The 12,041-nt window shown below is 70.1% G+C and carries 12 protein-coding genes; all 12 read right to left on the reverse strand.

Annotated features, from left to right (window positions below; genetic code table 11):
• On the reverse strand, positions 1-1,827 hold the full coding sequence (gene typA / locus GGR24_RS08815) for a translational GTPase TypA (protein ID WP_183394964.1): 1,827 nt from the start codon (positions 1,825-1,827) through the stop codon (positions 1-3).
• Positions 1,828-1,950: 123 nt separating this feature from the next.
• Positions 1,951-3,012, reverse strand: a complete 1,062-nt coding sequence (locus GGR24_RS08820) for a hypothetical protein (RefSeq protein ID WP_183394965.1) — start codon at positions 3,010-3,012, stop codon at positions 1,951-1,953.
• Between the two features lie 19 nt (positions 3,013-3,031).
• On the reverse strand, positions 3,032-4,264 hold the full coding sequence (locus GGR24_RS08825) for an argininosuccinate synthase (protein WP_183394966.1): 1,233 nt from the start codon (positions 4,262-4,264) through the stop codon (positions 3,032-3,034).
• A gap of 112 nt (positions 4,265-4,376) precedes the next feature.
• Complete coding sequence (locus GGR24_RS08830; protein WP_183394967.1) at positions 4,377-6,674, reverse strand: transglycosylase domain-containing protein; 2,298 nt, start codon at positions 6,672-6,674, stop codon at positions 4,377-4,379.
• A gap of 101 nt (positions 6,675-6,775) precedes the next feature.
• Positions 6,776-7,483, reverse strand: a complete 708-nt coding sequence (locus tag GGR24_RS08835) for a sulfate transporter family protein (RefSeq protein ID WP_183394968.1) — start codon at positions 7,481-7,483, stop codon at positions 6,776-6,778.
• Positions 7,484-7,493: 10 nt separating this feature from the next.
• Positions 7,494-8,324, reverse strand: coding sequence for a lyso-ornithine lipid O-acyltransferase (olsA, locus tag GGR24_RS08840; RefSeq protein WP_343066226.1), 831 nt, complete (start codon positions 8,322-8,324; stop codon positions 7,494-7,496).
• 2 nt (positions 8,325-8,326) lie between these two features.
• Positions 8,327-8,704, reverse strand: coding sequence for a Fur family transcriptional regulator (locus GGR24_RS08845; protein WP_246398268.1), 378 nt, complete (start codon positions 8,702-8,704; stop codon positions 8,327-8,329).
• Between the two features lie 145 nt (positions 8,705-8,849).
• Positions 8,850-9,362 carry a GNAT family N-acetyltransferase gene (locus GGR24_RS08850; RefSeq protein WP_343066227.1) on the reverse strand — a complete coding sequence of 171 codons (513 nt, stop codon included), beginning with the start codon at positions 9,360-9,362 and terminating at the stop codon, positions 8,850-8,852.
• Entirely contained in the window at positions 9,359-10,036 is a 678-nt protein-coding gene (gene tsaB / locus GGR24_RS08855; protein WP_183394970.1) for a tRNA (adenosine(37)-N6)-threonylcarbamoyltransferase complex dimerization subunit type 1 TsaB, read from the reverse strand. Before tsaB ends, GGR24_RS08850 begins: the two co-directional genes overlap by 4 nt.
• 53 nt (positions 10,037-10,089) lie before the next feature.
• Positions 10,090-10,692: a malonic semialdehyde reductase gene (locus tag GGR24_RS08860; RefSeq protein WP_210286091.1), complete on the reverse strand. Its 603-nt coding sequence runs from the start codon at positions 10,690-10,692 to the stop codon at positions 10,090-10,092.
• 66 nt (positions 10,693-10,758) lie between these two features.
• The gene (locus GGR24_RS08865) at positions 10,759-11,550 is read right to left on the reverse strand and encodes an SDR family NAD(P)-dependent oxidoreductase (RefSeq protein ID WP_183394971.1); all 792 of its coding nucleotides are present in this window, start codon (positions 11,548-11,550) and stop codon (positions 10,759-10,761) included.
• A gap of 103 nt (positions 11,551-11,653) precedes the next feature.
• Positions 11,654-12,031 carry a DUF779 domain-containing protein gene (locus GGR24_RS08870; protein ID WP_183394972.1) on the reverse strand — a complete coding sequence of 126 codons (378 nt, stop codon included), beginning with the start codon at positions 12,029-12,031 and terminating at the stop codon, positions 11,654-11,656.
• Positions 12,032-12,041 lie beyond the last annotated feature (10 nt).

The following is a 12,041-nucleotide window of genomic DNA, read 5'->3' on the forward strand; positions in this document are numbered from 1 at the left end:
TCAGGCCACCTCGGCTTCGGCCTTGCGGCTCTCGCGCTTGCGATCGTTCGGGTCGAGCAGGCGCTTGCGCAGCCGGATCGACTTCGGCGTCACCTCGACCAGCTCGTCGTCCTGGATCCAGGCGAGCGACCGCTCCAGCGTCATCCGGATCGGAGGCGTGAGCCGGACGGCCTCGTCCTTCGACTGGGTGCGGATGTTGGTGAGCTTCTTGCCCTTGAGGACGTTGACCTCGAGGTCGTTGTCGCGGCTGTGGATGCCGATCAGCATGCCCTGATAGACCTTCCAGCCCGGCTCGATGATCATCGGGCCGCGGTCCTCGAGGTTCCAGAGCGCGTAGGCCACCGCCTCGCCCGGCTCGTTGGCGATCAGCACGCCGTTGTTGCGGCCGGCGATCTCGCCCTTGTACGGGCCGTAGGAGTGGAATAGGCGGTTCATGATCGCCGTGCCCTTGGTGTCGGTCAGCAGCTCGCCCTGGTAGCCGATCAGGCCGCGGGTCGGGGCGTGGAACACCAGCCGCAGCCGATTGCCGCCCGAAGGCCGCATCTCGAGCATCTCGGCCTTACGCTCCGACATCTTCTGCACGACGATGCCGGAGTGCTCCTCGTCGACGTCGATCACGACCTCTTCGATCGGCTCGACCAGCTCGCCGGCCTCGTTCCGCTGCATCACGACGCGCGGACGCGACACGCCGAGCTCGAAGCCCTCGCGGCGCATGGTCTCGATCAGGATCGCAAGCTGCAGCTCGCCGCGGCCGGAGACGATGAAGCTGTCCTTCTCGGCCGTCTCCTCGACCTTGAGCGCGACGTTGCCCTCGGCCTCCTTGAGCAGGCGGTCGCGGATGACGCGGCTCGTCACCTTGTCGCCTTCGGTGCCGGCGAGCGGGCTGTCGTTGACGAGGAAGGTCATCGACACGGTGGGCGGGTCGATCGGCTGCGCCTGGATCGGCTCGGTGACGGCCGGGTCGCAGAAGGTGTCGGCGACCGAGGCCTTCACCAGGCCGGCGATCGAGACGATGTCGCCCGCCTCGCCGACGTCGATCGGCTGCCGCTCGATGCCCCGGAAGGCGAGGATCTTGGAGACGCGGCCGGTCTCGACGAGGTTGCCCTCGCGGTCGAGCACCTTGACCGTCTGGTTCGGCTTCACGGTGCCGGACGCGATGCGGCCGGTGATGATGCGGCCGAGGAACTGGTTGGCCTCGAGCAGCGTGCCGAGCATCCGGAACGGGCCTTCCTCGACCTTCGCCTCCGGCACGTGCTTGAGGATCAGGTCGAACAGCGGCGCGAGGCCCTCGTCCTTCGGGCCTTCCGGGGAGGCCGCGAGCCAGCCGTCGCGGCCCGAGCCGTAGAGGATCGGGAAGTCGAGCTGCTCGTCATTGGCGTCGAGCGCCGCGAACAGGTCGAACACCTCGTTGATGACCTCGGAGGCGCGGGCGTCGGGACGGTCGACCTTGTTGACCGCGACGATCGGCTTGAGGCCGATCTTCAGCGCCTTCGACACCACGAACTTGGTCTGCGGCATCGGGCCTTCGGCCGCGTCCACCAGCACGATCACGCCGTCGACCATCGACAGGATGCGCTCCACCTCGCCGCCGAAGTCGGCGTGGCCGGGCGTGTCGACGATGTTGATGCGGGTGTCCTTCCAGACGACCGAGGTCGCCTTGGCCAGGATCGTGATGCCGCGCTCCTTCTCCAGGTCGTTGGAATCCATGACGCGTTCAGCGACGCGCTGGTTCTCGCGGAACGAGCCGGATTGCTGCAGGAGCTTGTCCACCAGGGTCGTTTTGCCGTGGTCGACGTGCGCGATGATCGCGATGTTGCGAAGCTTCATGGAAAAGACGTGCCTCTAGGCCCGCGAGCCGCGCGGGCCGCCCTTCGATCTGATTGTCTGATGTGCGGCGCAACAGATGCGGGAGAACCCCGCAAAACGCAAGGGGTAGGCGGTCAATCGGCCTCAGGCGGCGGAGGCTTTCGGGCTCTCCTGCACCCGCGCGACCATCTCCTCGACCACCTCGAGGACGTCCGCGCGGTCCTCCGGGGACGCCGTCTCGAAGTCGAACACGGACGGCTCGTAGCGGCGTTCGGGGCAGAGCTCGGTCCACGGGACGCCGAAATAGGCCTGGGCGAAAGCTTCGTTCGCGGGCGCGAAGCGCTCGCGGATCGCCCGGTAGCCCTCCTGGGTCAGGCCCACATAGGGCTGGGCCTCCCAGTTGCGGCCCTCCATCAGCTTCAGGAAGTGCTCGTAGAGATCGATGTAGTTCGGCAGCGAGCGGATGCGCACGTCGACCCGGCGCATGATCTCCTGCGCGGCGAACATGCCCTTCACGCCGAAGTTCGGGTTGATCCGGGGCGGCTCCTCCAGCTTGAAGCTTGGCGGCACCCCGATCACGTCCAGCACGCTGCGCGCGAGGCCATGCTTCACCGCGCGCTCGAACGAGATCGGACGCACGGCGATCCTCGGATGGTCCATGGCGCGCTTCAGGAAGACCCACGGGTCCATGTAGCCGCGCTTGATCACATGCGCCTCGAACTCCGCGAAGCTGCGGCGCGAGGCGAAGTTCTTCTGATCCTGCGTGTACCAGGAGTTCATCCAGATCGGCTGGTCGCGCACGAAGGCGACGATCTCCACCCGGAATCCGTGCTCCTCGAAGAAGCCGATGATGCGCTCGAACCAGCGGTCACGCCGCAACAGGATCGCGAAGTGCTCGCTCGACACCACGATCGAGCCGGGCGTCGTGTCGAGCAGCGCGCTGAATTCGCTCCACGCCGGCGCATCTCGAAGCTCGCCCGGCAGCCGCAGATAGGTCTTGCGCGCGAGCGGCGAGTGGTTGCGCCGCCGCCTGCCCTCGGCGCTCAGCGTCGTGGGATAGTACAGCCCGAGCCGCGCCAGCCGCTTCGCGTTCACGTAAAGCGCGTGCTGGATCGAGGTCGAGCCGGTCTTGTGCGGCCCGATATGCAGGTAGCAGACCCGCTCCGCCGTGCGGGGCGCCTTACGGCGGAGCAGGTCGAGGATCATCGGTCGAGAACGTCGCGGCTCAGGCGCCGCGACGACGCCGGGCGCCCAGCGTGCGCAGGCGGAGCGCGTTGAGCTTGATGAAGCCGGCCGCGTCGCGGTGGTCATAGGCCACCGCGCCGTCCTCGAACGTCACGAGCTCCTGGTCGTAGAGCGAGTTCGGGCTCTCCCGGCCGGTGACGATGACGTTGCCCTTGTAGAGCTTGAGCCGTACGCGGCCCGAGACTTCCTTCTGGCTGAGGTCGATCGCGGCCTGCAGCATCTCGCGCTCGGGCGAGAACCAGAAGCCGTTGTAGATCAGCTCCGCATAGCGCGGCATCAGCTCGTCCTTGAGGTGCGCCGCGCCGCGGTCGAGCGTGATGGATTCGATCGCGCGGTGCGCCGCGAGCAGGATCGTGCCGCCGGGCGTCTCGTAGACGCCGCGCGACTTCATGCCGACGAAGCGGTTCTCGACGAGGTCGAGCCGGCCGATGCCGTTGGCGCGGCCGAGTTCGTTGAGGCGCGCCAGCAGCGTGGCCGGGGACAGCTTCTCGCCGTCGATCGCCACCGCGTCGCCCTGCTCGAAGTCGATCGACATCAGCGTCGGCTCGTCGGGCGCGTCCTCGGGCGCGATGGTGCGCATGTGGACGTCTTCCGGCGCCGGCAGGCTCGGATCCTCCAGCACCTTCCCCTCCGAGGAGGAGTGCAGCAGGTTGGCGTCGACCGAGAACGGCGCCTCGCCGCGCTTGTCCTTGGCGATCGGGATCTGGTGCTGCTCGGCGAACTCGATGAGCCTGGTGCGCGAGGTCAGGTCCCATTCGCGCCACGGGGCGATCACGGTGACGTCCGGCTCGAGCGCATAATAGGAAAGCTCGAAGCGGACCTGGTCGTTGCCCTTGCCGGTGGCGCCGTGGCAGACGGCGTCCGCGCCGGTGGCCCGCAGGATCTCGATCTGCCGCTTGGCGATCAGCGGCCGCGCGATCGAGGTGCCGAGCAGGTACTGGCCCTCATAGACCGTGTTCGCCCGGAACATCGGGAACACGTAGTCGCGGACGAACTCCTCGCGCAGGTCGTCGACATAGATGTTGTCCGGCTTGACCCCGAGCAGCTCGGCCTTCTTGCGGGCCGGCTCCAGCTCTTCGCCCTGGCCGAGATCGGCCGTGAAGGTCACGACCTCGCAGCCATAGGTGGTCTGCAGCCACTTCAGGATCACCGAAGTGTCGAGGCCGCCCGAATAGGCGAGAACGACCTTCTTGACGGATTTGGGTTCGGTCATCGGGGAGTCCGGAAGAGGGGTGAGCGAGCGCGGCGCACTCTAGCCATGAAGGCCTCGGAGGCAAGCGGGGCGGGCGGGATCCTGCCGGCGGCGTCTCTGCGGGCGCGCCGGCTCAGCCGCCAAACAGCTTCTTCAGGAAGCCGAGCGGCTCGCGGATCGGGTTCGGGGCGCGGCGCTCGCGGACCACATATTCCTCGCGCGGGTAGGAGCCGGCGTAGGGCTCCTCGTCGCGCGGCGGGCCCTGGCCGGGGCCGGTCTGGTAGACGTCGCCGGGCTGGCGATCGTCATAGCCGGCGACGCGCGGGCTCCAGTCGCCCGGCAGCGCCGCGACCTCCGCGCCCTCATGGGCGCGCGTCATGAAGCGGCTCCAGATCTCGACCGGCAATCCGCCGCCGGAGGCGTGCCGGGTCGGGCTGTTGTCGTCATTGCCGAGCCAGACGACCGTGACCATGCGGGACGTGTAGCCGACGAACCAGGCGTCGCGGAACTCCTGGCTGGTGCCCGTCTTGCCGGCGGCGGGCCAGCCGGCGAGCTTCGCCGAACGCGCCGTGCCGGAGCGCACCGTCTCCTGCAGCATCGCGTTCATCATGCCGACCCGCTCCGGATCGACGATCTCCTTCGGCGGCTCGACGCGGCGCTGGTAAAGCGACTCGCCGTCGGTCGTCCTGACCGAGCGCACCACATAGGGCTTGGCCTCGAAGCCGCCGTTCGCGAAGGGGGCGTAGGCGGCCGCAAGCTCGAGCGGGCTGACCTCCGAGGTGCCGAGCGCGATCGACGGGTTGGGCGCGAGCTGCGAGGTGATGCCGACGCGATGCGCGGTGTTCACGACGTTCTCGGGACCGACCTCGACGCCGAGCCGCACCGCGACCGTGTTGATCGACTGCGACAGCGCGCGGGTCAGCGTCATCGGGCCTTCGTAGCGGCGCGTGTAATTCTCGGGGTTCCAGCCCTTGAGCTGGACCGGCTCGTCGACCCGGATGGAGTCGGGGGTCAGTCCGAGCTCGAGCGCCGTGAGGTACACGAAGGGCTTGAACGCAGAGCCCGGCTGACGCCTGGCCTCGACGGCCCGGTTGAACTGGCTCTCGGCGTAGGATTTGCCGCCGACGAGCGCGCGCACCGCGCCGTCCGGCTCCATCGCCACCAGAACGCCCTGGCTGACCTTGAGCTTGCCGCCGCGCTTGGCGATGCCCTCGGCGAGATCGCGCTCCGCCTCGGCCTCGAGGGCGGTGTCGATCGTGGTCTCGACCACGAGGTCCTCGTCATAGAGGCCGACCAGCGAGTCGAGCTGGTCCATCACCCAGTCGGCCACATAGCCGACCGCCCCCTCGGGCTTGGGCAGCGGCGCGGGGGGCGAGGTGCGGAAGGCCGTCTGGGCCTGGTCGCGGGTGATGTAGCCCTCGTCCGCCATCGCCTGCAGCACGAGGTCGGCGCGCGCCCGCGCGGCCTCCGGATCGTGGCTCGGCGAGAGCCGCGACGGCGCCTTCACGAGGCCGGCCAGGATGGCCGCCTCGGTGATGTTCACCTTGCGGATCGACTTGCCGAAATAGCGCTGGGACGCCGCCTCCACGCCATAGGCGCCCGCGCCGAAATAGACGCGGTTGAGGTACATCTCAAGGATCTTCTGCTTGCCGAACTTGCGCTCCAGCCAGAACGCCAGCACGGCCTCCTGCACCTTGCGCTCGAGCGAGCGCGCGGGCGTCAGGAACAGGTTCTTGGCGAGCTGCTGGGTCAGCGTCGAGCCGCCCTGGGCGACCCCGCCGCGCTCGATGTTGGCCTTGAGCGCGCGCGCCAGTCCGAAGACGTCGACGCCCCAGTGGTCGTAGAAGCGCCTGTCCTCGATGGCGATGAACGCCTGGGGCACGAATTTCGGCATCTCCGACAGCGGCACGTTGGCGCCGCCGGTCTCGCCGCGGTTGGCGATCGGCTTGCCGTCCAGCGAGACGATCTGGACGTTCGGCGGCCGCTTCGGGATCTCGAGGTTCTGGATCGGCGGCAGGCGGGACGTGTAATAGGCCACGACGCCGCCCGCCCCGACCGCGCCGAACAGGCAGAGCGTCAGGGCGAGGGCCGCGAAGCGGCCGAGGAAGCTCCCCCGGCGACGGGGCCGACGGCTCGGCTCGCGGCGCTTGCGCGAAGGGCGGCTGCGGCCCATCACCCAGTCCCAGTACGAGGTTTTCTCACGCGGAGGGTCTCGCGGCGCGTCATCGTCCGGCGCCCCGAAGCCGGGCTCGCGGCGGCCGTCCCCGGGACGCGCGTCGAACAGCGGCTCGTCGCGCCGGGCGTTCGCCTCCGCTCGCGGAGCGGGTCCGCCGGTCGGGCGATCCTCCGGCGACAGACGCAGGTCCGGGGCGTCGGGCCGGACGTCGAAACGCGGCTCGCGTCGTTCCTCCCGCCCCCGTCCAATGCCCATGTCGCCAGAACCTCGTCACGCCGCACGCCGCGGCCGCTCCCGGAGAGCGACCGTCCCATGTTCCATCGGTTGGACTTTGAATGCGGCAGGTTTAAGGGCCGTTACGGGCCCAAACGTCCGCGGACCCCTTGGGTTCCGAGGCGTTTGGCGTCGCTCGCGGCCGCCTGCTTGTGCAGGTGGACGAAGAAAGCCGTTGCGAACAGAGGCGTGAGCAGGTTCGCGAACGGAATGACCGCGAGCCCGGCCACCATCAGCCCCCCGACGAACACCTTGCCCCTGTGACGGCGGCGCAACGCCGTCGCCTCCGCCTCGTCGCGGAAGCGCAGCGCGGCGAGCGAAAAATACTCGCGGCTGAGCAGGTAGCCGTTCACGCCGAGCCAGGCGACGAGGTTCACCCCCGGCACGAACAGCAGCACCAGCAGCAGCAGGTTCATGCCGAGCACGAGCAGCGCGAAGCGCGCCGACAGCAGCAGGCCGCGCCAGAACGGCAGGGCGACGCCCGGCGGATCGTTCGGGTAGTGCGTGCGCTCGACGTGGGCGGCGATGTCGTCGAGGAACAGACCCGCCACCATGGCGGTCACGGGCGTCACCAGGAACAGCAGCCCGAACGCGGCCCCGAGCCCCGCGACCAGATGCGCGATCCAGTTCGCGGTCGGGTTCGGCAGCGTGACGAGGCGGTCGGCGGCGGCCTGAAGCCCGAACCAGCCGAGCACCAGCAGCGCGAGCGTGATGCCGATCGACTTCCACAGAACCGCGCGGAACTCGGGCGAGAAGGTCTGCCGCGCCGCCTTGATCGCCGCGTCCCACATCGCGCCGCCCTCAGGCCACGTCTTCAGCGGGGCGGGCGGGCTCCTCCGGCCGTCCCAGCAGGGCGGCGTTGGTCAGCCGGCGCACCTCGCGCTCGATCGTGGCGGCGAGCCGCTTGCGGTCGGTCGCCTGCTCCGCCGCGATCGGCTCGCCGAAGGTGACGGTCGCGTCGATCGCGCCGTCGCGCAGGATCGACCACAGGTGGCGCGGAAAGCCCATGTCGCCATACCAGGCCACGAACGGGCGCCCGAGCCGGCCGAGCGGCAGGCCGTTGCGATGGGTGTAGGCGATCGAGACCGGCTGGACCCAGACGACGGCGGCCTCGCCGCTCGCCGCCAGCGCGTTCCGGGTGGCGCCGAGCAGCGCGGTCCGGAACGGCAGCACGCGGTTGCCGTCGCTGGACGTGCCCTCGGCGAACAGCACGACGGGCTGCCCGGCCGCCATGCGCTCCGCCATCTGGCGGTTGACGGCGGCGGTCGCGGTGCGGCGGGAGCGGTCGACGAAGATCGAGCGCTGCAGCTTGGCGAGCTGGCCGAACACCGGCCAGTCCGCGATCTCGGACTTCGCCACGAAGCACATGCGGCAGACCGAGCCGAGCACCGGGATGTCGAGCCAGGAGCAGTGGTTCGAGGCGATGAGCAGCGGCCGGGCGCTGGCGGGCGCGCCGATCACCCGCACCCGCATCCCCACGATGCGGAGGGCGAGGCGGTGGAACCGGAGCGGGATGGTCTCCGCCGATGGCCGGCCGAGGCGCAGCATCAGCATCTGGACGGGGGCGAGCGCCACGACCGCCACGATGAGCGCGACCGCCGAAGCCGCCGCGCGGAGCCGCCTGTGCGCCAAGCTCAGCCCTCGTCGTCGAGCGGGATGGCGTAAAGCTCGAGCCGGTGATCGACGAGCCGGTAGCCCAGCCGGCGGGCGATCTCGGCCTGCAGCTCCTCGATGCCCTCGTCGCGGAACTCGATGATCTTGCCGCTTCTGAGGTCGATCAGATGGTCGTGGTGCTCGTCCGGCTGCGGCTCGTAGCGCGAGCGGCCGTCGCGGAAGTCGAGGCGCGCGATGATGCCTGCGTCCTCGAACAGCTTCACGGTGCGATAGACGGTCGAGATCGAGATCCGCGCGTCGATCGCGGAGGCGCGGCGATAGAGCTCCTCGACGTCCGGGTGGTCGTCCGCCTCGCCCACCACGCGGGCGATGACGCGGCGCTGCTCGGTCATCCGCATGCCCTTGGCGGCGCAGAGCTGCTCGATCGATTCGGTTTTCGGCGTGGACACTTCGGGCCTCGTCCCCGGTCGTCTTGCGGCCCTCAAGGGCGACATGGCCATCGGGTCGCTTATAGGAGCGGCGCGCCGCGGCGTAAACACGTGCTCAGGGCAGCTCGAGCGCGAGCACCTTGGCGGCGCCGCGCGTTCCGTCGGCGCGCGCGTAATAGGCCGGCCGGCGGCCGACCTGTTCGAACCCGAAGCGCCGGTAGAGGGCGAGCGCGGCGGCGTTGTCCTCGTCGACCTCGAGCACGATGCGGCGCACCCCGCGGCCGCAGAGCCTGCCGAGATGGTGGCTGAGAAGCGTCGCGCCGCCGCCGGCGCCGCGCCGCGCCTCCGCGACCGCGATCGACAGCACCTCGGCCTCGTCCTCCGCCACCCTGGACAGCGCGAAGCCGTAGGCGCGCTCGCGGCCCTCCCGCCGAAGCACGCAGCCGACCACCGCGCGGTCGTTCAGCAGCGCGTCCATCTCGTCGACGGTCCAGCCGCGGGCGAAGGCCGCCCGATGAAGCTCCGACAGCTCGTCAGCGTCGCCGGCGTCGGCGTCCTCGACCGCCCAGGCGGCGGAGCGTGACAGGTAGGCGTCCCAGAACCACCAGTACATCGACGTCCCGTTCACCGGCGCGCGATCCGGCCCCCCTGCTGCGGATGCGCGTCCGCCGCCTTGAGGTAAAGCGGACGCGGCGGCTGGTCGGCAGGATCGCACGCGGCTCCGAGTCGCGCGACCCAGACCGGCTCCGGCGCCTCGTGTCGCGCATGAGCCTTTCGGATCAGGGGGTCCTGCGCGGCGGCGATCACGAGGTCCGCGCCGGAGCCGACCACCAGGGCCGGACCCTCTCCGAGCGCGCGGGCGGCCTCGCGCGCGTCGATCAGCCGGGGCGAGACGAGGGAGCGGCCGTCGCCCGCGAAAGCCTGGAAGAACACCCGGCCGTGCCGGGCGTCGATCGCGGCCGCGACCGGCGTCGCGCCGTCGCCGCCGTCGAGCACGGGCGCGGCGAGCGCCGACAGCGTGGTGACGCCGACCACCGGCAGGTCCGCGCCGAGGCCGATCGCCCGCGCGCAGGCGAGCCCCACCCTCAGCCCCGTGAAGCTGCCCGGGCCGACGGTCACCACGACGCGTTCGACCCCGGCGAGGCCGCCGGCGGCGTCCAGAACGCGCTTCACCTCCGGCATCAGCGCCTCGGCGTGGCCGCGCTCCATCGGAAGCGAGGCGACATGGCCCGCGCCGCTCGCCGTATCAACGACGGCGGCCGAGCAGGCTCCGAGGGCGGTGTCGATCGCTAGCACGCGCATGTCGGCTGAGTAGCAGGTTTCGGGCGGAGCAGAAGCCGCCGCGCCGCTTCGCCTCAGACGATCTTGCAGAACTCATCGAAGTCGGGCCGCGGCAGGCGGTCCTTGAAGCCCTGTCCGTCGCCATAGCCCAGGTTGACGAGGAAGTTCGTCCGGAACGTCGTGCCGGCGAAGAAGGCCTCGTCGACCTTCTGCTTGTCGAAGCCCGACATCGGGCCGCAGTCGAGCCCCAGCGCCCGCGCCGCGAGGATCAGGTAGCCGCCCATCAGCGAGCCGTTGCGGAAGGCGGTCTCCTCGATCAGCGCCTGGTCGCCCTCGAACCAGCTCTTGGCGTCCACATGCGGGAAGAAGCGCGGCAGATTGTCGAGCCACCGCATGTCATGGGCGACGATCGCCGTGACGGGCGCGGCCATGGTCTTGTCACGGTTGTTGGCCGACAGCGCGGGCTTGAGCTTCTCCTTGCCCTCCTGCGAGGTCACGAACACGAAGCGGCCCGGCAGGCCGTTGGCGCTGGTGGGCCCCATCTTCACCAGCTCGAACAACGCCCGGAGCGTCGTGTCCGAGACCGGCTCCGGCCGGAACGAATTGTGCGTGCGGGCGGCGCGGAACAGCGTGTCGAGGGCGGCGTCGTCGATCGGCGCGCGATGGGGTCCGGTCAATGGTTCGTCCTTGGGCTGAATCAGGCGGGCGGCAGACTAGCAGGGAGGGCGCGCGAAAGGCGCCTGTCAGATCGTGTCCACGACGCCGCCGTCGACCCTCAGGGCTGCGCCGGTGGTCGCCGAGGCCTCCTTCGAGCAGACATAGACGACCATGTTGGCGACCTCCTCGACGGTCGCGGCCCGCTGGATGATCGAGCTCGGCCGGTGGGCCTTCACGAAGGCCGCGCCGGCCTCCTCAAGGCTGTGGCCGGTCTTCGCCACCTCGTCCTTCAGCATCTCGGCGACGCCTTCCGACAGCGTCGGGCCGGGCAGCACCGAGTTCACCGTCACGCCGGTCCCCGCCATGCGCTTGGCGAGGCCGCGCGCGACCGCGAGCTGCGCGGTCTTGGTGAAGCCGTAATGCACCATCTCGACCGGGATGTTGATCGCCGACTCCGAGGAGATGAACACGATGCGGCCCCAGCCGCGCTCCGCCATGCCCTGCGCATAGGCGCGCGACAGGCGCACGCCGGACATCACGTTGACCTCGAAGAACCGCGTCCATTCCTCGTCCGGGACCTCGAAGAAGTCCTGCGGATTGAAGATCCCGACATTGTTCACGAGGATGTCCGGCGCCGGGACCGCCGCGACCAGCGCGGCCGCGCCCTCCGCGGTCCCGAGGTCGGCCGCGACGCCCTTCAGGCTGGCGCCCGGGACCGCCGCGGCGATGTCGGCGATCGCCTTGTCGACCGCCGGCTGCTTGCGGCCGTTGATCACCACGGTCGCGCCGGCGCGGGCGAGGCCGAGCGCGATGGCGTGGCCGATGCCGACCGTCGAGCCGGTGACGATGGCGGTCTTGCCGGAAAGGTCGATCTTCATGGGGGGGCTCCTCCAAATCGCTTGAGCCGCAAGGTCGTCCGCCCGGCGCGGCTTTTCCAGACCGGCCCGCTTGCGCGGCCGCAAGCCTCGCGCGGCGCCGGCGTCAGGCCGCGGCTCCGTCGAGCGCCCGCGTCTCCGCCTCCGTGAACAGCCGGGAGCGGATGTGGAAGCGCACCTCGCGGCCGTTCTCGAGGCTGAACATGCCGCCGCGCCCGGGCACCACGTCGAGCGTGAGATGCGTGTGCCGCCAGTACTCGAACTGCGACGGGCTCATGTAGAACGGCGCGCCGCCGACCTCGCCGAGCTTCACGTCGTCGTCGCCGACGATGTAGTCGCCGACCGCGAAGCACATCGGCGAGGAGCCGTCGCAGCAGCCGCCGGACTGGTGGAACAGGACGTCGCCATGCTCGGCCCGGAGGGCCTCGATCAGCTCGAGCGCCTCCCGGGTGGCCTCGACGCGGAGCGGGATGGTCTGGGTCATGGGGGCTCCT

The organism is Hansschlegelia beijingensis (assembly GCF_014196425.1).
Lineage (GTDB): Bacteria > Pseudomonadota > Alphaproteobacteria > Rhizobiales > Methylopilaceae > Methylopila > Methylopila beijingensis.

What these genes read in the sequence shown, in the direction of transcription:
- typA (WP_183394964.1), bottom strand. Translation starts at nt 1,827, where the DNA reads ATGAAGCTTCGCAACATCGCGATCATCGCGCACGTCGACCACGGCAAA.
- GGR24_RS08820 (WP_183394965.1), bottom strand. Translation starts at nt 3,012, where the DNA reads ATGATCCTCGACCTGCTCCGCCGTAAGGCGCCCCGCACGGCGGAGCGG.
- GGR24_RS08825 (WP_183394966.1), bottom strand. Translation starts at nt 4,264, where the DNA reads ATGACCGAACCCAAATCCGTCAAGAAGGTCGTTCTCGCCTATTCGGGC.
- GGR24_RS08830 (WP_183394967.1), bottom strand. Translation starts at nt 6,674, where the DNA reads ATGGGCATTGGACGGGGGCGGGAGGAACGACGCGAGCCGCGTTTCGAC.
- GGR24_RS08835 (WP_183394968.1), bottom strand. Translation starts at nt 7,483, where the DNA reads ATGTGGGACGCGGCGATCAAGGCGGCGCGGCAGACCTTCTCGCCCGAG.
- GGR24_RS08845 (WP_246398268.1), bottom strand. Translation starts at nt 8,704, where the DNA reads ATGCGGATGACCGAGCAGCGCCGCGTCATCGCCCGCGTGGTGGGCGAG.
- tsaB (WP_183394970.1), bottom strand. Translation starts at nt 10,036, where the DNA reads ATGCGCGTGCTAGCGATCGACACCGCCCTCGGAGCCTGCTCGGCCGCC.
- GGR24_RS08865 (WP_183394971.1), bottom strand. Translation starts at nt 11,550, where the DNA reads ATGAAGATCGACCTTTCCGGCAAGACCGCCATCGTCACCGGCTCGACG.
- GGR24_RS08870 (WP_183394972.1), bottom strand. Translation starts at nt 12,031, where the DNA reads ATGACCCAGACCATCCCGCTCCGCGTCGAGGCCACCCGGGAGGCGCTC.